This window comes from Brachybacterium kimchii (assembly GCF_023373525.1).
GTDB classification, from domain to species: Bacteria; Actinomycetota; Actinomycetes; order Actinomycetales; family Dermabacteraceae; genus Brachybacterium; species Brachybacterium kimchii.
Window position 1 is genome coordinate 3,678,128 of sequence record NZ_CP097218.1, and the last position, 18,775, is coordinate 3,696,902.

Genomic DNA, 18,775 nt, shown 5'->3' on the forward strand with positions numbered 1-18,775 from the left:
GATCAGCCTTTCACCGCGCCCGTCAGCACGCCCTTGGAGAAGTGCCGCTGCAGGAACGGGTAGACGATGAGGATCGGCACGATGGAGATGACGAGGATGGCCATCTGGATGGTCTCCTGCGGCGGGGCCGCCTCCACGGCGGTGCCGAGCTCGGAGGTGCCCATCTGCGCGCCGTTGACGACGTAGGTGCGCAGCACCATCTGCAGCGGCCACTTCGCGGCGTCGTTGATGTAGAGCAGCGCGTTGAAGAACGCGTTCCAGTAGTTCACGCCGTAGAACAGCCCGATCACGGCCAGTGCGGCCCGGGAGAGCGGGATTCCGATGCGGCGGAAGATCTGCCATTCGCTGGCGCCGTCGACCTTCGCGGCGTCGAGGATCTCGTCGGGCAGGCTGACGAAGAAGCTCCGCACCACGATCACGTTGAACCCGCTGACCACCGTCGGGATGATCAGCGACCAGTAGGTGTCGATCAGACCGAACTGGCGCACGGCCAGGTAGGTCGGGATCAGGCCGGGGGAGAACAGCAGGCTGAACAGCACGAGCAGCAGCATCGGGCGGTTCGCGACGGTGCCGCGGCGGGAGAGGGCCCAGGCGAGCATCGCGGTGATCAGCAGGCTGAGGAACGTGCCGACCGCGGTGATGCCGATCGAGACCAGCAGGGCTCGGGAGACCACTCCGCCCGAGAGGATCGAGCGGTAGGCGGTCAGGTCGATCTCGCGCGGGAACAGCACGAACCCGCCGGAGTTCGTGACCTGATCCGCGGGGGCGATGGAGGTCGCGACGATGCCGATGAACGGGACGATCACCAGTGCGCAGGCGATGACCAGGACGATCGTCTTCGTCGACTTCTCGACGGGCCCGGCGGCGTTGAGGTTCGCCCGCCGCCGGCGGGCATCGGCTGCGGTGGACAGCTCCGGCCCGGACGCGCCGGGGGCGGTGCCCTGAGGGTTCTGGGTCGTGGTGCTCATGCCCTGTAGACCCCTTCCTCGCCCATGGCATGGGCGATCTTGTTCGCGGCGAGGACGAGGATCAGTCCGATCACGCTCTTGACCAGGCCGACGGCGGCCGCGGTTCCCCATTGGCCGCCGGCGATGCCTTCGTTGAACACGTAGGTGTCGAGCACCTCGCTGGCGTCGATCCCGACGGCCTGCTGCTGCAGGATGATCTGCTCGAAGCCGACGCTGAGGGAGTTGCCCAGCTGGAGGATGAACAGCAGGATCACGATGGGGCGCAGGCCCGGCAGAGTGACGTTGAGAGTCTGCTGGAAGCGCGAGGCGCCGTCGACGGCCGCCGCTTCGTACAGCGACTTGTCGATCCCTGCGAGCACGGCGATGAACAGGATCGCCGCCCAGCCGGTGTCCTTCCAGATGACCTGAGAGGTCAGCAGCACCTTGAACAGGTCGGCGTTGCCGATCACGTCGAAGGTGGGCAGGCCGTTGGAGCGGAGCAGGTTGTTGACCATGCCGGAGCCGCCCAGCATCTGCTGGAACACCGCGACCACGATCACCCAGGACAGGAAGTGCGGCAGGTACAGCACCGACATGACGCCCTGGCGGAGCTTCTCGGACATCAGGCTGTTGACCATCAGCGCCAGCACGATCGGCACCGGGAAGATCATCACCGACTGGATCAGGGTCAGGACCAGCGTGTTCCGCAGCGCGTTGAGGAACGCCGGGTCGCCGGTGACGAGGATGCGGAAGTTGTCCAGGCCGTTCCACAGGCTCTCGTCGGTCCCCAGGTAGGGCTGGAAGTCCTGGAAGGCGATGACGTTCCCCAGCAGCGGGAAGTACTGGAACCCGATCAGCAGGACCATGCCCGGCAGCGCCAGCAGCAGCACGGTGCGGTCGCGCAGGATGCGCCGCAGCAGCGAGGGTCGTGGGCGCCTCGCCGGCGGCGGCGAGGCGGTTGTCGGTGGTGACTGCATGTCGGTGACGGCCATCGTGGGCGTCCTCCTTCAGTGACTTCGTCGTCGGGGTCCCGGACCCGGTGCTCCCGTGGGCGGACGGGGTGCTTCCCCGCCCGTGCAGTGGGGCGGCTCCCACAGCTGCATGGGGCGTCCAGCGCGGATCGTCGATCGGGCGGGTGGAGCGATTCGGACGATGGACATGGCGACCGTCCGGTCGGGCGACTGCGTTAATTCCTACGTGGGAATTTTGGAGGGGCAGGCGGGTTGCCGTCGGTTGTCGCGACCGTCGAACGGGTCTGCCGGTGCGGCGCGTTCCTGCCCTGCGGCGCTCCGGGCCGTCGGCCGGCCCTCCTGTCCGTGCCGCCCCGCGGTCCTGTCCGTCAGAAGGGCGCCAGCCGCTCCCGCGACCGATCCTCCGTCGCCACCAGCACGTCCACCAGGAACGCCTGCATCTCCGCCCGCGTCTCCCGTGCAGCCGTCTCGTCCCACAGGTTGTGCAGCTCGTCCGGATCCGCGGCCAGGTCGTAGAGCTCCCCGGTGCGTTCCCGGTCGGTCGAGGGGCGCCCGTGGTGCACGACGATCTTCCATGTGCCCCGTCGGACCATCGTGGTCTGCACGGGCGGGTCGTAGGCCCAGCAGCCGTCGCGGTACTCCGAGAGCACCCAGTCGCGATCATCGAACGGCTCGGCGTCGCCCGACCACAGCCCTGCGAGGTCGCGCCCCTGCGCCCGCGGCAGCCCGGTCGATCCCGCGGCCGAGAGCACCGTGCGGGTGAGGTCGATCCACTCGACGAGCTCGTCGGCGACCATGCCTTCGGGGACCTGCCCGGGCCAGCGCATGAGCAGCGGGACCTTCACCGAGCAGTCGAACATCATCGGCCCCTTGAGCAGCATGCGATGGTCGCCCAGCATCTCCCCGTGGTCGCTCGTGAAGATCACCAGGGTGTCGTCCGCGAGCCCTTCGCGCTCGAGGGCGTCGAGGATCCGCCCCACCTCCTCGTCGACGAGGGAGACCATCGCGAAGTACTGGGCCTTGATCTCCTGGAGGTCCTCGGGAGTGTAGTCGTCGAACCCCGGCATGTGCCCGGCGTAGGACTTCGCGGACTCCTGGGTATAGATGGGCGGCTTGGTCGCGAGCTCGTCCTCGATCGTGACGGGCGCGGGCAGGGCCGACGCGTCGTAGAGGTCCCGGAAGCGCTGGGGCGCCTCGAACCCGTGATGGGGGTCGAAGAAGTTCGAGATGAAGCAGAAGGGACGATCCTTCTGCCGCGAGTGACCGAGGAACTCGATGGTCTCCTCGGCGACCCAGTGCGAATAGTGCGCCTCCTGCGGCAGGGAGTCGATGGACCTCTCGCGCTTCACGACGGCGCTCTCGTACAGCTCGGGGTGCGTGCGCCGCAGCCAGTGGTGGTACTCGTTCCCGGCCGAGCGCAGATACGGGTCGTGCGCCCAGCGGAACACGCGCAGGCCGTCGTCCAGACGCGGCTCGATCCTGCCGTCGAAGGCCGATCCGAGATGCAGCTTCCCTGCGAGGCCGCAGTCGTAGCCTTCGTCCGCGAGGGTCTTGGTGAACAGCTGCTCGCCGGGGTCCATGTCCACGCCGTTCGCCCACAGGCTGTGATGGCGCGGGTACCGGCCCGTCATCAGGCTCCCGCGGGAGGGCGCGCAGATCGGCGACTGCGTGTAGCAGTTCGTGAACCGCGCGCCCTGCGCCGCCAGACGATCGAGGTGCGGGGTGCGGATGTGCTCGTTGCCCGCGGCGCCGAGCGCGTCGTAGCGCTGCTGGTCGGTGCACAGGAACAGGATGTTGGGACGGGGCATGGTTCCTCCGGGGCTGTCGTTCCGGGCCTCTCCGGACATCGGATCCGGCGGGAGGCGAGGGAGAGTGGGGCGCGGTCTTCTCGCGCAGGAGCGGGGTGATGCGGCTCAGTTCTTCACGGCACCGGCGATCCCTTCGACGAAATAGCGCTGCAGGAGCAGGAACAGCAGCACGATCGGCACGAGGGAGATCGACGCGGCGGCAGCCAGCCCCGCCCAGTCCGTGGAATTGGTCCCCTGGAAAGCCATCATGCCGACGGCGAGCGTGCGGTTCTGGGGCGTGCTGAAGGTGAACACCAGCGGCAGGAAGAAGTTGTTCCAGCTCGAGAGGAACGTCAGCACCACCACCGTGGCCGTCACCGGGCCCGACAGCGGCAGCATGATCCGGAAGAAGACGCGCAGGAAGCCGGCCCCGTCCATCACCGCCGCCTCCTCGAGCTCCTTCGGGACCCGCGAGAAGAAGCCGACGTACAGCAGCACCGCGGCGACGTTCCCGCCGCCCGCGATCGCGAGCACCAGGCCGGTCCGCGTGTTCAGCAGTCCGAGCAGGTCGCTGAGCTCCACGACCGGCACCACGAACAGTCCGGTGGGGATGAACATGGTCGCCACCAGCACCGCGAGGACGGCCCTGCGCCCCAGGAACCTGAAGCGTGCGATCACGTAGCCCGCCATCGCGCACCGCACCACGACCAGCACGATGCTGCCGGCGGTGATCAGCACCGTGTTGAGCATGTACCCGGAGAAGTTCGCATCGCGCCATGCGCGCAGGTAGTTCTCCGGGTGCCAGGAGTCGGGAAGCAGCCCCAGGCCGCCCGAGAAGATGTCGAGAGAATCCTTGAACGAGGCCGCCAGCACCCACAGCAGTGGGTAGATCCACAGCAGGCCCAGACCTCCCAGGACGAGGGTCTGCGCCCATCTCCCGATACGCCGCTTCCCGCGGCCGCGGGTTCTCGGATCCGATATCGGTCGGCCGTGGCTGCGTCCTGGCTCTCGACGGGCGGCCAGGTCCCGCGAGGGCTCCCGTGTCTGAGCGGTGGTCATCTCTGCTCCTGTCGTCGCTGTGCCAGTCGCATCACGAGCGTGAGCACCACCATCAGCAGGACCGTCAGGACGCCGAAGGCGACCCCGATGGCCGATGCGTAGCCCAGATCCGGTCTGGCCGCGCCGAACGCCGTGTCGTAGATGTAGACCTCGGTGGCCAGGGTGGAGAAGAACGGGCCGCCGCCCGTCATCGTGACCACCAGGTCGAAGATCTGCATCGTCTCGATGATGGTGAGGACCACGATGATCACCGCGAAGGGACGCAGCAGCGGCAGGGTCACGTGACGAAGCCGCGCTGCGGGCCCCGCTCCGTCGGTCTCGGCGGCTTCGAGGAGCTCTCGCGGAACGGTCTGCAGGGCGGCGAGCCAGTAGATCAGCGTGACGCCCAACCACTTCCAGACGTGCACGCCCATGACCGCCCACAGGGAGGTCCGCGAACTGCCGAGGAAATCGACAGGACCGGCGCCGAAGATCGAGAGCACCTCGTTGATCGGGCCCGCCGACGGGTCCAGCACGAAACCCATGACGATGCCGACGATCGCCGTGGTCGCGACGACCGGCACGAAGAACGCGGTGCGCAGAAGACCCGCGAGCGGCAGCCGAGGATTGTTGAGCACGAGTGCGAGGAGGAGCCCCGCTCCCACCCTCAGGGGCACCGTCACCACGATGATCAGCAGGGTGATCCACAGGGACTTCCAGAACAGCGGATCCGTCAGCAGGCGCCGATAGTTCTCGAGACCGGTGAAGGAGCGCTCGAGGCCCAGTCCGCGCCACTCGAGCGTCGAGTACACCAGGCTCGAGACGCTCGGCCACACCGTGTACATCCCGAAGAGCACCACCGTCGGCGCGAGGAACACGTAGATCCAGAGGGAGGGCCTGCGCCGCCTCGGGACCGTGCGCGCGGCGGCGGGAGCCGCTCCCGCGGCTTCCGGCTCAGTAGTCCGTGACATCGAAGTCATCGCCGCTCCTGTACTCCTCGAAGATCCAGTCGTCCACGGAGACGTCTCCGCCGGCGCCGTTCACCACGTCGATCGCCCGGTCGCGCTCCGCCGACAGACGATCGTTGAAGCGCGTGAGCTCCTTCCCCAGGTCATCGATATCGCCGCCCAGATACCCCTGGGTGATGTCACCGAGGTCGGGCCGGATGTCGTTCATCTCCGCGATCACGGACCCCACGGCGGGGTTCCGCACCACGGGGCTGGGTGCCGTGCGCACGTTCTTCTCGAGCAGCCGCACAGCGCGCGAGTACAGAGCGGGGACCTCGGCCCTGTCCAGGGCGTGCGGGTCCGCCGGCGGCTGATCCATGTTCTCGGCGAGCGCCACGGCGAACTCCGGTCGGGTCAGCAGCGAGAACAGCTCCCCGACCTCCTCGCGGCGGTGCGACGTCCCCGCGCACCAGAACTGGCCGTCGGCGGGCGGCCGCGCTGTGAGTCCGCGCCCGTCGGGTGAGGGCGGGCCCGACACGCGCACGCCTTTCATGAACTCGCCGAACTGACCGTTCAGGACGCCTGCGTTCCAGGGGCCGTCGAAGAAGATCGCGGCCTCGCCCGACGCCCAGCGCACGCGCGCCTCCCGTGCGTCCAGAGACGTGGACGCGGGCAGCATGAAGCCGTCCGTGATCAGGGAGTGCAGGAAGGTGAACGCTTCGAGGAAGGCCTCGCTCGCGAAGGGGAACTCCCCGGTCCTCGCGTCGGTGATCCCGTTTCCGCTGGATCCGACCATCGCCAGGGTCTGACCAGCGGACTGCGCGAGGTCCACGAGATGCTCCTGCATCCGATCCGAGTGGGCCAGTGGTGCCACCCACGGATGCTCCGTTCCGGAGGCCACGAGGTCGCGGCAGAGCGTCCGGAACCCGTCCCATGTGCTCGGCAGATCCTCCGGTTCGTGGCCGGCTTTCTCCAGCAGACTGGAGTTCGCCCACGTCAGGGTGGAATTCTGGCGGTGGCTGAAGATCGGGACGGTGAAGGTCTTCCCGTCGAACGTGTGCACTCCCTCGAACAGCGAGCCCTCGAGCCGGCGGCGGGCCTCATCGCTGAGCTCCACGGGAGCGACCGTGCCGCGATCGACCAGGGACGCGGAGGGCGCGCCGAAGAGGTTCGTGAACACGTCGGGGAGCTGGTCGCTGCCTTCGGCCAGCTGCAGCGCCTGCCCCATGCTGTCGGGGTTGTACACGGTCCGCTCGACCGCGACGCCGGCGTTTCCCTCGAACTCGTCGAAGAGCCCGGTCAGTGCGGACTTCAGCGGGTCGAAGTGATCCCACCACTGCAGGGAGCCCGCATCGCCATGCGCGACGCCGCCACGTGTCGAGGATCGTGCGCAGCCGCTCGCCGTCAGGGCGACGCCGGCGGCGAACAGCGCGAGCGCGTCCCGTCGGGGAATCCTCTCCATCGCAGCTCCTCCGCCCGGTACATCGGTGTACTGCGAGGACGGTATGCGGTGCACAACGGGACGTCAATGCTCGAAGCGGAGAAAAGTAGCTGGCAGAAGCGCTATGTGCCACGCTCGCGTACGACGTATGTGTCAGTATTCGTGCAACAATGCTGTACCGGAACAGAAGACGGAAAGGGAAGGGATGGGACGGGGACCTGCGAAACCGCTTGGGCTGCGGTCGGGCGACGAAGAGGTGCTCTTGTCCGCCGTGAGGAGGGCGGCGCCGGCCGTCGCGCGGCGGGCAGGAATCCTGCTGCTCGCGGCGCGGGGATTCTCGAATACTGAGATCGCGACGATGGAGTCGACCAGTCGAGGAACCGTCATCCGGTGGAGGCAGAGGTACGAGTCGGAAGGGGTGGACTGCCTCGGAGATCGTCCACGGGGAGGCCGCCCGCCCGTGGCTGACCCGCAGAACATCATCCTGCGCACGCTGGAGCCGCCCCCGTCCTCGCCGGCGGCGAGGAGTCCCCGGTGGACCACGCGGTCGCTCGGGGTAGAACTGGGCATCAGCGCCTCGTCGGTCTCGAGGGCCTGGAGCCTCTACGGCGTGAGCCCGGCGCGCGGCGGAGGGGTGCAGCTGTCGAGCCGTCCGGGACTCTCGGTCACCGACGGGACCATCGTCGGGCTGGTCCTCGATCCGCCACGGGCCGTGCTCGCCTTCGCGCCGGGCGCCACGGAGCACGGAGCGACGCGACCATCCGCCTCTGCGCCGACGCGGCCGACGGCACTCTCCCGCGCGGTGCGCGAGCACGCGGAACGCCTAGTGGACCCCTCGGTGAGCGGGTCAAACGCTGCCCGCGAGGCCGAGCGCGCCCCGTCGGATGATCTCGAAGTGCAGGGCGCCCTCGAGGCGTTCGTGAGATCCGGGGTGCACCTCGTCTGCTGCGGCATCACGCCGTCGACCGATGACATGGACGGCGACGTGATCGCCGCGGTGGACACCTTCTCGCAGTGGCTCCGGGTGCTGGACGTGCTCGCCCTGGTGTCGCACCGATCCCGGTCCGGGGCGGCTCTGGGGCGGGCCGTGAGTGCGGTGCGCACCGCCAGGTCGCGCGATGGCGTCCTGATCTGGTCGGACCTCGATGCCGAGGGCGGGATGGCGGCGGAGGGCCGCGTTCTGCGGGACGATGCGGGGCGACCCTCGAGCGAGGTCCCGGACAGCCCGTCCGGGCGCGCGCCGCATCGTGCGGACCGAGGAGACGGCGCGCCGACCTCGCCACGCGGCGAGAGGGCTCTCGCGGGCGGGACCGGGCACGGAGACGACCGCGTCGGGCGGCGCCCGATCATGAGCGACGTCGCCGCTCGAGCAGGCGTGTCGGTGAAGACCGTGTCCAACGTCCTCACCGGGGCGAAGCATGTCTCCGCCGCGACGCGCACGCGCGTGGAAGAGGCGGTCGGCGCGCTCGACTACCAGGTGCATCCGGCAGCGCGCCAGCTGCGCACCGGCAGACCCCATGCGTTCGTCCTGGCGCTGCCCGAGCTCAGGCTCAGTTACTTCGCACAGCTGGCAGAGCAGGTCATCGCCACGGCGGCCGCCCGAGGCCTCGGGATCCTCGTCCAGACCACGGGCGGACGGCGCGAGCGCGAGCTCGGGGCGATCGACATGGCCCGTCACCAGGCCGACGGACTGATCATCGCGGCGCACGGTCTCCGGGAGGACGACATCCGTCGGGCCTCGTCGACGGTCCCGTTCGTGCTCCTGGGGGAGGGAGTGCCCCAGCACCGGGTCGCCCAGATCACGATCAGCAATTCGGACGCGGCGAGCACCGCCATGCAGCACCTGCTCCGCACGGGACGACGCCGGATCGTCCTGCTCGGCCTCGCCCATCGCGCCGTCGCCGAGGCGCGGGTCCGCGGCTGTCGCCGCGCTGCCACCATGCACGGTGTGCAGATCGACCCGACGCTCCTCGCGCCGGCCCCGCGCTGGGATCGCGAGAGCGGAGAGCGAGCGATCCATGAGCTGCTCGACCAGGGCGCGCGCTTCGATGCGGTCATCGGGTTCAACGACGAGCTGGCGCTCGGCGCGCAGCGGGCCCTGCTCTCCCGTGGACACGATGTGCCTGGCGACGTGGCCCTCATCGGCTTCGACAACTCGGAGGACGCGCGCTACAGCACGCCCAGCCTCTCCTCCGTCGCTCCAGCGTTCGACGCCATCGCCGACGCCGCTCTGGAATTGGTGACGGGGCACGGCCAGCGCACCCCGGAAGAGCGTGCCGGCGAGCCGGCTCGCCAGCACACCACCGCCCCTCACCGGCTCGTGGTGCGCGAGTCGACTGCGGAGGTCAGGGGGCGCTCACACGGCGGCGAACCGCGATGAACCGGGGCTCCTGGGCCCGACCCGCCTCCACCGCGTCGCCGCCCGCGCCCACCGCACGCTCGCCCCGGCGGGTCGCGGTGCCACCGTTGACAGCCTTGACTAACAGACGTAACTTTACGGCTGTTGGTACTCAACGCGTCGCCGAACATCGAGCAGGACCGCGCTCGAGCTCGACATGGCCACGGCCCTCGTGAAGCCGGATCACGGCCCCGGCGATGTCATGACCCGAGGGGAGCCCGTCGTGGTCCTCACGGGCTGCCCCTTCCACGTGCACAGACACCTGCACCGTCTCCCGGATCCCATCGGGACCTCCGATCCCGTCCGCACCATCGACAACGCCCCACCGACATGATCGCCGCAGCCGCGGCATGGACTCAGCCGTCGCCGCACCCGTCAACGGAAAGGCCCCACCCATGACCACGGAGCACTACGACACGATCATCGTCGGCGCCGGAACCGCCGGCTGCGTCCTGGCCTCGAGGCTCAGCGAGGACGAGCGTCATTCGGTCCTGCTCCTGGAGGCCGCGGAGGCCGTGTCGGACGAAGGGACGCAGACGCCCGGATCGGCATTCTTCGCGCTGACGCCTGACCGCCTCTACGCGAACGAGACGACCCCTCAGCCGGGGCTGGGCGGACGCGCCAGCGCCATCCCGTCGGGGCGAGGCCTCGGCGGGAGCGGGTCGGTGAACCTGCTCGCCTGGTTCGAAGGGCATCCCGAGGACTACGACGCCTGGGCGGCCGCGGGAGCGACGGACTGGAGCTGGCGCGAGGTGGAGCCGGTGTTCCGGCGCCTCCGAGAAGCTGATGCCGACACGTCGGATCGCGCCGGAGGGATGCGCACGGAGAAGGCGCCCGACATCGAGCAGTCCCTGCTGGCATTCGTCGCAGCGGGGGCGAAGCAGGGTCTTCCCCTCACCGAGGACTTCAATGCCGACCAGCGCGTCGGGGCAGGCCTCGTGACCGCGAACACCGAGAACGGAGTCCGGAGCGGCCCCGTCGACGGCTATCTCGCGGCGGCGCGCCACCGGGAGAACCTCGAGATCCGACAGGGCGTCCGCGTCGACAGGATCGTGCACGACGCCGACCTCGCACGTGGGGTGGTCCTCTCGGACGGCACCGAGATCGCTGCCGACCGCATCGTGCTGTGCGCTGGTGCTCTCCGGAGCCCTCACCTGCTGATGCTCTCCGGCATCGGTCCCGCGGATCATCTCCGTGAGCGGGGGATCGAGCCCGAGCTGGACCTTCCTGGAGTGGGCCGGAACCTTCACGATCACCCGCTCGTCATCCTGGCGTGGGAGATGCTCAAGGGGTACACGCTTCTGGACAGCGACACTCCCGCGAATCGCGCCGTCTACGAAACGCTCCGACGGGGCCCTCTTGCCTCCCTGCCGACCGTCGGCATGATGGTTCCCGGCCCAGCAGGAGGCGCCGCGGAATGGCAGCTGCTCCCGTACCTTCTCGGACTCGATGAATCGATGACCCCTCATGCGACGCCTGCGCTGAGCGTGACTCTCGGACTGCTGACTCCGCGGAGCCGCGGATCTGTCACTCTCGCCTCGAACGACCCGGCAGCTGCTCCGCAGATCGATCCCCGCTATCTGTCCGATCCGAGCGATCTCGAGCGGCTGGTCGAGGGGGTGAGGTTCGTCGAGCGCCTGATGGCGAGCCCGGCGATGGCGGACTTCACCGGTGAGCGCTTGAACCCCGGTCCGTCCGATGACATCGAGGACTGGGTGGTCCGCACCATGGGCACCCAATGGCACCCTGCGGGCACATGCCGTCTCGGCACCGATCCCGGCACGGTCGTCGACCCGACTCTCCGTGTGCACGGCGTGAAGAACCTGTTCGTCGCTGACGCGTCCGTGATCCCCACGGCGACCCGCGGAAATCTCCAGGCGCCCGTGGTGATGATCGCCGAAAGGGCCGCCGAGTTCATCCAGTGATCCACCCGAGGCGGCCGTTCCGAGAATCGGTGACGGATCCCGCTCGGCCGCACCCATCGGGCCGAAACCGACGCGGCGGGCTGCTCAGTTCCCCGCCGCGTCCAGCAGCCAGTGGTACCTCAGGCGCAGCGCCCGCTCCGTGCTCGCGGCCGCCGCGGCCACGGCGAGGGCGATGTTCAGCCACAGCGGGAGGACGACGAGGGGGTCGACGGGTCCGATCCGCTCCGCGATCGGCGGGATGCGCAGCACCGGCACCGCGATCTGCTGCAGCAGCAGGGCGACGCCCACCAGCAGCGCCACGGTCGAGACCGCGCCGACCAGGCGGCTCAGGCCGGGGCGTCGCCGCTCGAAGCGGGCGCGTCGGCCCTCCGCCGAGCGTGGATCGGGGACGAGCTGATGCTCGGCGCCGTCGTCGGTGACGAGGTGGCAGCGCTTGAGCCCGAACTGGCTGACCGCGACCTCGATCGCACCGCCCTCGACGGGGAACACGGCGGGCGCGCGGGCGACCGCGTGCTGGCGTCCGTCCCGGAACAGGTGCACTTTCACGTAGCCGTTGTCGTCGGTCTTCCACTGGCGCACGTCCACCGTGTATCGCACGGGGCGGCGGCCCTGATCCTCGAGGTCGAGATGGAACAGCGACCGCCCCAGCAGCTGCCACCAGCGGAACCGCTTGAGGGGACTGCCGTCCCCCGGATCGATCCGCTTCACCGCGCGTCGGCGACGCCACTGCTCGAACATCGGGGTGCCTCCTCGGCACTCGGGTGCGGGCCGGCTCGCCCATCGGCCGGACATGACGCGAAACTAGCACGCTGTACTAGTACGCTGTATCAGCAGAAAGTATGGGGCGGGCCGACGGCAGGGCCGAGAGGAAGGGCGGACGATGAGCGAGGGCGGGGGAGCAGTGGACGACCAGCAGGAGCCGAGCACGCGGGATAGGATCCTCGCGGCGGCCGCCGCGATCCTCGGCGAGGACGGTGCGACGGCGCGTCTCAGCGTCCGCGCGGTCGCCGCCCGGGCAGGCGTGAGCGTGGGCTCCCTCCGCCACCACTTCCCGACCCAGCAGGATCTGCGGGACGAGGTCATGCGGCGCGTCCTGGACTGGATGATGCCGCGCAGCAGCATCGGAGACCGCTCGGTGCCCCCTCGGGAGCGCCTCGTGCAGTGCCTGCTCGACGTGCTGGACCTCAGCGGCACGGGCGCGCAGGCCCGCGAGGCGATGACGACGATGACCAGCACCTTCATCACTGCGGAGCAGACTGCGTCCGTGCGGGAGGCCTACCTGGCGGCCCAGCGCGACGGTCAGCGCCGCACGGAGGGCTGGCTGCGCGCGCTCGCCGAGGAATGCGAGATCCCCGCCGACGACATCCCGCGCCGAGCGCGCTTCCTCGGCACGGTGCTCGACGGGCTCTCCCTGGAGCGCGCGATGCCCGCCGTCGACTCCCTCACGCAGGTCGAGTCCGAGGTGCTCTTCGCGGCCGCCGACGTCGCCCTCGCCCCTGTGGACCGCGACGGGTGAGGGGCGCCTCGTTCACCTGTCCTGGTGCCCGTGCCCCCACTCGTGCAGCGCCGCGAACACCGTGTCCAGGCTCCGAGCGTGCTCGGTGATGCTGTAGGTGACCTGCGGCGGAGTCGTGGGGACGACAAGGCGCGCTACGAGCCCTTCGGCCACGAGCCGCTTCAGCTCCTCCGACAGCACCTTCTGCGAGATGCCGTCGACCCGGCGCTGCAGGTCCGCGTAGCGCCGCTCGCTCTGCAGCAGCTCGAAGAGGATGAGCATCGTCCACTTGCCGCCGATCATGCCGATCGTGGTGCGCACGCTCTGCCCGCAGTAGTCCTCGCCGGGTGCTCCTGAATCGTCCATGTCCTACCTCGAGGTCGGTGCCTGAGAAGAAAGTGCCGTCTTCCGCGTTCCGCGTCCTCCGCGCAGTCTGGTGCACACAGCATCCGACCGCCAGGAGGCATCATGCCGATCGTCCATCTCGACATCGTCCCCGAGCTCATGTTCGGAGACCGCCAGGAGCAGTACCAGAAGATCGCTGCGGGGATCACCGACACCATCGTCACCAGCACCGGCGCGCCCGCGGAGTCCGTGCACGTGCTGATCCGCGAGGTCTCCGATGCGAAGTACTCCGTGGGCGGCGAGCTGCTGCGGGACAGGATGCAGCACGGCTGATCGCGCCGCCCGCCTCACGCCCGGTACCGCTCCGGGCGGTGGTTCAGCGCGAGCACCACGTTGAGGATCATCCCGCCGACGGCGGAGAGCAGCACCCGCGGCACATCGAGCACCAGCAGGGACAGCAGGATCACCGCGACGTCCATGGCCATCTGCACGTAGCCGGCGCGCAGCCCCGCGCGCTCCTGCAGGATCAGCGCGAGGATGTTGAAGCCTCCCAGGCTGGCCCGGTGCCGGAAGATGATGAGCAGGCCGACGCCCACCAGCAGGTTCCCGCCGATCACTGCGTAGACGAGCGGCACGTGCCCGAGCGCGAGGAACCGTGGGTGCACGAGGCTGAACAGCGAGATCAGCCCCACGCAGATGACGGTCCGCACCGTGAACGACCAGCCCTTCTTCCACAGGGCGAGCACGAAGAACGGCAGGTTCACGGCCGCGAAGAGCACCGCGAACGGGACCGGCAGGGCATGGGTCAGCAGCAGCGCGAGCCCCGCCGTGCCGCCGGTGACGGCGCCCGCGCACTGCAGCAGGTAGAGACCGAGCGAGGCGAGGAACGTGCCGGTGATGACGCCGAGCACGTCCTCCGTCGGCCGATGGGGGATGACGACGTCGATCGGCGGAGGAGCGACCGGGGCCGCGTCGGCGCCGTCGCTCTCCGCGGATCCTGAGGAGTCGGTGGTGCGGGGCATGGCGTCACCCTAGGCGGCGCGCGGTCAGCGCTCGGCGCTTCCCCGGTCCCGCCGTACGGTCGCCCGGAACCGCCGGTCCGTCGGCGGATGGGTCCCGCTCTGCAGCCGCCCGCTCCTCAGGCGCCGGTGCCCGTTCCTCGCCCGCCGTCGTGCACGCATCCGGCGCACCCGGACCCGGCATCCGGGGGATCATGGAGCCATGGTCGAGGACTCGAGTGCTGCCGCAGCGCACCAGCACGCGCACGCCGAGGGGCACGAGCACGTGAGCGTCGGACCCGCGGCGCTCGAGGGCGAGCACGCGGTGCGCGCGACGGCCGAGCTGCTGGAAGGCGGCCAGGACCTCGACGAGCTCGCGCGCCGGCTCTCGGTCCTGGCCGATCCCCGCAGACTGCGGATCCTCTTCGCCGTGCACGCCCACCCCGGGATCCGCAGCTCCGACGTCGCCCGGGTGACGGGGGCGCTGGACTCCACGACCTCCCACGCCCTCACGCTCCTGCGCACGGCCGGGTGGGTGCGCACGGAGCAGCGCGGCCGCGAGGTGCGCTATCACCTCGCGGACCCCCTGGGCCATCGCATCCTCCACGAGCTCGGCTCCGACCACCTGCCCGGGGTCGAGCACCGCTCCTGATCGGGCCCGGCGACAGGGCCATGCCACCAGACGGCAACCGCTCGACCTCGCCGTTACTTGCAAGGATCTGCAACCATGACCCGCATCGAGGCGCCGCACCCCGCGCCGACGCCGCCGCGCACAGCACAGGGGGACCTCGCGTCGGCCCCCGGGGCGCCCGTGCACGACCCGCTCGGCCTCGCCCGACGCGAGCGTCGGGCGGTCCTGTGGACCGTCGCGCTCGCCGCGGCACTGCTGCTCAGCATCGTGGTCAGCCTCGGGATCGGCCCCGTCGCCATCCCACCCCTGCGCGCCGCGAGGATCGTGCTCGCTCACCTCGGCCTCCCCGTCGACGCGCACGCCACCGCCGCGCAGGACTCGATCATCTGGGCGGTGCGGACTCCGCGCGTCGTGCTCGGCGCGGGCGTCGGCGCCTGCCTCGCCGTGTCCGGGGCGGCGCTGCAGGCCATGGTGCGCAACATGCTGGCCGACCCGTACGTGCTCGGCATCTCCGGCGGCGCCTCGGCGGGCGCCGCCGCCGCGATCCTCTTCGGGGCGGGAGGGATGCTCGGAGCGGCCGCCCAGCCCGTGCTCGCCTTCGCCGGGGCCATGCTCGCCGCCCTCGCGGTCCTCGTCCTGGCCCGCGCCCACGGGGCGGTGACCTCGCTGCGGATGCTGCTGGCCGGCATCGCCGTCGGCTACGTGCTCTCCGCGGTGACGAACCTGCTGATCTTCACCTCCGACTCCGCGGAGGGCTCGCGGTCGGTGATGTTCTGGATGCTCGGCTCGCTCGCCCTGGGCCACTGGGACGTCTTCCTGGCGCTGGTCCTGGCCGCGGGGCTGCTGGGCACGCTCGCGCTCACCGTGCTCGGTCCGGTCCTCGACGCGCTCGCCGCGGGGGACGAGACAGCCTGGTCGCTCGGCATCCACCCCGACCGCTCCCGCGTGGGCCTCCTCGTCGTGGTGTCCCTGTGCACCGGGGCGGCGGTGAGCGCGGCTGGGGCGATCGGCTTCGTGGGCCTGGTCATCCCGCACCTCGCACGACGCCTGGTGGGCAGCGTGCACCGCCGCATGCTGCCCGTCGCCGCCCTGCTCGGCGCCCTCTTCCTGATCTGGGCCGACGCCCTCGCCCGGATCGCGCTCGCCCCGCGCGAGCTGCCCATCGGCGTCCTCACCGCCCTGGTGGGCGCCCCCTTCCTGGTGGTGCTCGTGCGCCGCCTGCACACGAGAGGCCTCTGATGGACCGCCGCACCGCCCTGCTCGCCCCTCTCGTGCTCGGCGCGCTCGGCACCGCCGCGCTCTCCGGCTGCGACGACGGCTTCGCGACGTCCGCCGCCGGGCCGTCCGACGGGGAGGGCACGACCCGGTACCCGCTCGAGTTCACCGACTGCGAGGCGACCCTCACCTTCGACGCCGCCCCCGAGCGCGTGGTGCTGCTCGAGACGGCACCGGTCACGATCCTCGACGGCATCGGCGTGCTGGACACCGTGGTGGCCAAGGCCGGCGTCTTCTCCCCGGCCTACTACCGGGCCCAGCACTTCGGGGACCTCGCCGAGAGAGTCGCCGCCATCGACGTCCTCTCCGATGACATCAACGGCGCGGGCCACCTCCAGATCAACCAGGAGGTGGTGATCGCCCGGTCGCCGGACCTCGTGCTCGGCCTTCCCGACGGCGTGACCCGCGAGGGCCTCTCGTCGGGCGGCGCGCAGGTGCTCGTCCAGAACGTGTACTGCGACGGCGCCGGCCCCGCCGACTGGGACGACCTGTTCGACGAGGTGCGGCAGTACGGCAGGATCTTCGACCGGCAGCAGGCCGCCGACCAGCTCGTCTCCGCACTCGACGAGCGCCTGGACACGGTGCGCGACGGGGCCTCCTCGCGGAAGCGGATGACGGCCGCGGTCCTCTACCCGACGGTGGGGGGCGGGCCGCTGTACACCTACGGGGCGGCCTCCATGGCCACGCCCCAGCTGGACGCCGTGGGCCTGGACAACGTCTTCGCCTCCTCGTCCGAGCGCGTGTTCGAGGTCAGCAGCGAGGCGCTGATCGACGCCGACCCCGACCACCTGATCGTCCTCCACCAGGACGAGGGCGACGGCTCCGACGTGCTCACGGAGCTGGAGCGCACCGCCGGGACCGCAGACCTCGCCGCCGTGCAGGACGGGCGCGTGCGCGCCCAGCTCTTCAACTTCACCGAGCCCGCCTCGCCGCTCGTGGTCGACGGCGCCGAGCAGCTCGCTCACTGGCTCTCGGAGCTCCACGCATGAGCCCTGATCCTGAGCACCCGGCCGTGCTGAGCGCGCGCGGCATCCACCACTCCTTCGCCTCCGCGCGCGTGCTGGACGGCGTGGACCTGGCGGTGCGGCGCGGCGAGGTGGTGGGCCTCGTGGGCCCCAACGGCAGCGGGAAGACGACGCTGCTGCGCGTGCTCACCGCCGCCCTGCGCCCGGCCAGCGGCGAGGTGCTGCTGCACGGCAGGCCGGTGCGGTCCTTCAGCGGACGGGAGAGGGCGCGCCGTCTCGCGGTGGTCGTGCAGGAGAACGGCGGCGAGCTGCCGATGACCGTCGCCGACGTGGTGCTCCTGGGGCGCGCGCCCCACCGGGGGCTGCGCCACCGGCCGGGTCGCGACCGGGAGATCGCCCGACGGGCCCTCGAGCAGGTGGGCGCTCTCGCGCTCGCTCGCCGGGACATGGCGACCCTCTCGGGTGGCGAGCGCCAGCGCGTGCTCATCGCCCGGGCGCTCACCCAGCAGCCGGAGATGCTCCTGCTCGACGAGCCCACGAACCACCTGGACGTCGGCTACCAGCACGAGGTGCTGCACATCGTGCGGCAGCTGGGGCTGGCGACGATCGTCGTCCTGCACGATCTGAACCTCGCGGCCCGCTACTGCGACCGGGTCGCCGTGCTCCACGACGGCCGTCTGCTCGCCGAGGGGACGCCGGCCGAGGCCCTGCGCGCCCCGCAGCTGCAGGAGGTCTACGGCGTCGGCGCGGAGGAGCGCCGGGCCGACGACGGCACCGCCCAGTTCCTCTTCCACCACCGGAGCACCACATGAGCGTCCAGCACCCCATGACCGTCCAGGACCGCATGGCCTTCCAGGATCGGTTGACGCTCCAGGACCGGATGACCGCGTACTGGTCGCGATGGGCCGACGAGTACGACGACCAGCAGACCGCGCGCCTGCGATCCGCGGATGCCCGACGGACCTGGCGGGACGTCTGGGAGCGCGCGCTCGCGCCCGATCCGGGCGACGATCCCACGGCTGCACACCGACCGGACGCGCTCGACGTGCTCGACGTGGGCACGGGCAGCGGGAACGCCGCGATCCAGGTGGCCGGGCTCGGGCACCGGGTGACGGGCATCGACCTCGCCCCGGGCATGCTCGAGCGCGCCCGCGCGAAGGCGTCCGGCGTGCGCTTCCTGCCCGGGGACGCCATCGCCCCGCCGTTCCCCGAGGGCGCCTTCGACGCGATCATCTGCCGCTACGTGCTGTGGACCCTGCGGGATGCGCAGCGCGCCCTCGCCGCGTGGCACCGTCTGCTGCGACCCGGCGGGATCCTCGCCGCCGTGGACTCCGCTTGGTTCCCCGAGGACGGGGAGCTGGGTGACGGCCTCGAGGGAGCACGCGGCGAGGACTTCCGGGACGCCTACGGGGCGGGCGTGATCAGCGAGCTTCCCCTGGCCGCGGGCAGGGAGACGGAGGTGCGGGCGGCCCTGGAGGCCGGCGGCTTCGCGCACGTGACGGCGACCCCGCTGTACGAAGTGCTGGAGCTGGACCGACGTCAGGGCGTCGCTCCCGGGCACCGCCCTCAGCTGCAGATGCTCTACCGGGCCGTGCGGGCGTAGACGGCGCCG

At 70.6% G+C, this 18,775-nt stretch carries 18 protein-coding genes; 9 read left to right on the forward strand and 9 right to left on the reverse strand.

Annotated elements, in window-relative coordinates; genetic code table 11:
- Positions 1-2 precede the first annotated feature (2 nt).
- From M4486_RS16715 to M4486_RS16740, 6 genes are all read right to left on the reverse strand, one after another.
- Positions 3-968 (reverse strand): carbohydrate ABC transporter permease, encoded by a 966-nt coding sequence (locus M4486_RS16715; RefSeq protein ID WP_249478457.1) that lies wholly within the window; start codon positions 966-968, stop codon positions 3-5.
- Positions 965-1,939: an ABC transporter permease gene (locus M4486_RS16720; RefSeq protein ID WP_249478458.1), complete on the reverse strand. Its 975-nt coding sequence runs from the start codon at positions 1,937-1,939 to the stop codon at positions 965-967. Before M4486_RS16720 ends, M4486_RS16715 begins: the two co-directional genes overlap by 4 nt.
- A gap of 347 nt (positions 1,940-2,286) precedes the next feature.
- A complete protein-coding gene (locus M4486_RS16725) occupies positions 2,287-3,726 on the reverse strand; it encodes a sulfatase-like hydrolase/transferase (RefSeq protein WP_249478459.1) in 1,440 nt (479 codons plus the stop codon).
- A 105-nt stretch (positions 3,727-3,831) separates the two neighbouring features.
- Positions 3,832-4,764 (reverse strand): carbohydrate ABC transporter permease, encoded by a 933-nt coding sequence (locus M4486_RS16730; protein WP_249478460.1) that lies wholly within the window; start codon positions 4,762-4,764, stop codon positions 3,832-3,834.
- On the reverse strand, positions 4,761-5,723 hold the full coding sequence (locus tag M4486_RS16735) for a carbohydrate ABC transporter permease (RefSeq protein ID WP_249478461.1): 963 nt from the start codon (positions 5,721-5,723) through the stop codon (positions 4,761-4,763). Before M4486_RS16735 ends, M4486_RS16730 begins: the two co-directional genes overlap by 4 nt.
- The gene (locus M4486_RS16740; protein WP_249478462.1) at positions 5,698-7,152 is read right to left on the reverse strand and encodes an ABC transporter substrate-binding protein; all 1,455 of its coding nucleotides are present in this window, start codon (positions 7,150-7,152) and stop codon (positions 5,698-5,700) included. The genes M4486_RS16735 and M4486_RS16740 overlap by 26 nt, the downstream gene beginning before the upstream one ends.
- A 184-nt stretch (positions 7,153-7,336) precedes the next feature.
- Here M4486_RS16740 and M4486_RS16745 point away from each other — a divergent pair, with 184 nt between their 5' ends.
- Both M4486_RS16745 and M4486_RS16750 read left to right on the forward strand, forming a co-directional pair.
- A complete protein-coding gene (locus M4486_RS16745; protein WP_283257942.1) occupies positions 7,337-9,511 on the forward strand; it encodes a substrate-binding domain-containing protein in 2,175 nt (724 codons plus the stop codon).
- Between the two features lie 413 nt (positions 9,512-9,924).
- Positions 9,925-11,454, forward strand: coding sequence for a GMC family oxidoreductase (locus M4486_RS16750; RefSeq protein ID WP_249478464.1), 1,530 nt, complete (start codon positions 9,925-9,927; stop codon positions 11,452-11,454).
- 84 nt (positions 11,455-11,538) lie between these two features.
- Here M4486_RS16750 and M4486_RS16755 read toward each other — a convergent pair whose 3' ends face one another.
- Positions 11,539-12,192 (reverse strand): hypothetical protein, encoded by a 654-nt coding sequence (locus M4486_RS16755; RefSeq protein ID WP_249478465.1) that lies wholly within the window; start codon positions 12,190-12,192, stop codon positions 11,539-11,541.
- 142 nt (positions 12,193-12,334) lie between these two features.
- Between M4486_RS16755 and M4486_RS16760 the strand changes: the two genes are divergently transcribed.
- Entirely contained in the window at positions 12,335-12,970 is a 636-nt protein-coding gene (locus M4486_RS16760; protein ID WP_249478466.1) for a TetR family transcriptional regulator, read from the forward strand.
- A 12-nt stretch (positions 12,971-12,982) separates the two neighbouring features.
- On the opposite strand, the gene M4486_RS16765 is transcribed toward M4486_RS16760, so the two are convergent.
- On the reverse strand, positions 12,983-13,315 hold the full coding sequence (locus M4486_RS16765) for a winged helix-turn-helix transcriptional regulator (protein WP_249478467.1): 333 nt from the start codon (positions 13,313-13,315) through the stop codon (positions 12,983-12,985).
- 102 nt (positions 13,316-13,417) lie between these two features.
- Here M4486_RS16765 and thmT point away from each other — a divergent pair, with 102 nt between their 5' ends.
- Entirely contained in the window at positions 13,418-13,627 is a 210-nt protein-coding gene (gene thmT, locus M4486_RS16770; protein WP_200502154.1) for a 2-hydroxymuconate tautomerase, read from the forward strand.
- Between the two features lie 14 nt (positions 13,628-13,641).
- Here thmT and M4486_RS16775 read toward each other — a convergent pair whose 3' ends face one another.
- A complete protein-coding gene (locus M4486_RS16775) occupies positions 13,642-14,316 on the reverse strand; it encodes a YitT family protein (RefSeq protein ID WP_249478468.1) in 675 nt (224 codons plus the stop codon).
- A gap of 199 nt (positions 14,317-14,515) precedes the next feature.
- On the opposite strand from M4486_RS16775, the gene M4486_RS16780 reads away from it, so the two are divergent.
- The 5 genes from M4486_RS16780 (at position 14,516) to M4486_RS16800 (ending at position 18,766) form a co-directional block, all read left to right on the forward strand.
- Positions 14,516-14,944, forward strand: coding sequence for an ArsR/SmtB family transcription factor (locus M4486_RS16780; protein WP_249478469.1), 429 nt, complete (start codon positions 14,516-14,518; stop codon positions 14,942-14,944).
- A gap of 75 nt (positions 14,945-15,019) precedes the next feature.
- Entirely contained in the window at positions 15,020-16,162 is a 1,143-nt protein-coding gene (locus M4486_RS16785) for a FecCD family ABC transporter permease (RefSeq protein ID WP_249478470.1), read from the forward strand.
- On the forward strand, positions 16,162-17,187 hold the full coding sequence (locus tag M4486_RS16790; protein WP_249478471.1) for an ABC transporter substrate-binding protein: 1,026 nt from the start codon (positions 16,162-16,164) through the stop codon (positions 17,185-17,187). The genes M4486_RS16785 and M4486_RS16790 overlap by 1 nt, the downstream gene beginning before the upstream one ends.
- Positions 17,184-17,975 (forward strand): ABC transporter ATP-binding protein, encoded by a 792-nt coding sequence (locus tag M4486_RS16795; RefSeq protein ID WP_249478472.1) that lies wholly within the window; start codon positions 17,184-17,186, stop codon positions 17,973-17,975. The genes M4486_RS16790 and M4486_RS16795 overlap by 4 nt, the downstream gene beginning before the upstream one ends.
- Complete coding sequence (locus tag M4486_RS16800) at positions 17,972-18,766, forward strand: class I SAM-dependent methyltransferase (protein WP_249478473.1); 795 nt, start codon at positions 17,972-17,974, stop codon at positions 18,764-18,766. The genes M4486_RS16795 and M4486_RS16800 overlap by 4 nt, the downstream gene beginning before the upstream one ends.
- Positions 18,767-18,775 lie beyond the last annotated feature (9 nt).

Bases quoted from the DNA above. Each gene is read 5' to 3' on its own strand.
- M4486_RS16780 (WP_249478469.1), top strand. From the start codon at position 14,516: ATGGTCGAGGACTCGAGTGCTGCCGCAGCGCACCAGCACGCGCACGCC.
- M4486_RS16725 (WP_249478459.1), bottom strand. From the start codon at position 3,726: ATGCCCCGTCCCAACATCCTGTTCCTGTGCACCGACCAGCAGCGCTAC.
- M4486_RS16785 (WP_249478470.1), top strand. From the start codon at position 15,020: ATGACCCGCATCGAGGCGCCGCACCCCGCGCCGACGCCGCCGCGCACA.
- M4486_RS16760 (WP_249478466.1), top strand. From the start codon at position 12,335: ATGAGCGAGGGCGGGGGAGCAGTGGACGACCAGCAGGAGCCGAGCACG.
- M4486_RS16750 (WP_249478464.1), top strand. From the start codon at position 9,925: ATGACCACGGAGCACTACGACACGATCATCGTCGGCGCCGGAACCGCC.
- M4486_RS16795 (WP_249478472.1), top strand. From the start codon at position 17,184: ATGAGCCCTGATCCTGAGCACCCGGCCGTGCTGAGCGCGCGCGGCATC.
- M4486_RS16790 (WP_249478471.1), top strand. From the start codon at position 16,162: ATGGACCGCCGCACCGCCCTGCTCGCCCCTCTCGTGCTCGGCGCGCTC.
- M4486_RS16730 (WP_249478460.1), bottom strand. From the start codon at position 4,764: ATGACCACCGCTCAGACACGGGAGCCCTCGCGGGACCTGGCCGCCCGT.
- M4486_RS16745 (WP_283257942.1), top strand. From the start codon at position 7,337: ATGGGACGGGGACCTGCGAAACCGCTTGGGCTGCGGTCGGGCGACGAA.
- M4486_RS16775 (WP_249478468.1), bottom strand. From the start codon at position 14,316: ATGCCCCGCACCACCGACTCCTCAGGATCCGCGGAGAGCGACGGCGCC.
- M4486_RS16720 (WP_249478458.1), bottom strand. From the start codon at position 1,939: ATGGCCGTCACCGACATGCAGTCACCACCGACAACCGCCTCGCCGCCG.
- thmT (WP_200502154.1), top strand. From the start codon at position 13,418: ATGCCGATCGTCCATCTCGACATCGTCCCCGAGCTCATGTTCGGAGAC.
- M4486_RS16765 (WP_249478467.1), bottom strand. From the start codon at position 13,315: ATGGACGATTCAGGAGCACCCGGCGAGGACTACTGCGGGCAGAGCGTG.
- M4486_RS16740 (WP_249478462.1), bottom strand. From the start codon at position 7,152: ATGGAGAGGATTCCCCGACGGGACGCGCTCGCGCTGTTCGCCGCCGGC.
- M4486_RS16755 (WP_249478465.1), bottom strand. From the start codon at position 12,192: ATGTTCGAGCAGTGGCGTCGCCGACGCGCGGTGAAGCGGATCGATCCG.
- M4486_RS16735 (WP_249478461.1), bottom strand. From the start codon at position 5,723: ATGACTTCGATGTCACGGACTACTGAGCCGGAAGCCGCGGGAGCGGCT.
- M4486_RS16715 (WP_249478457.1), bottom strand. From the start codon at position 968: ATGAGCACCACGACCCAGAACCCTCAGGGCACCGCCCCCGGCGCGTCC.
- M4486_RS16800 (WP_249478473.1), top strand. From the start codon at position 17,972: ATGAGCGTCCAGCACCCCATGACCGTCCAGGACCGCATGGCCTTCCAG.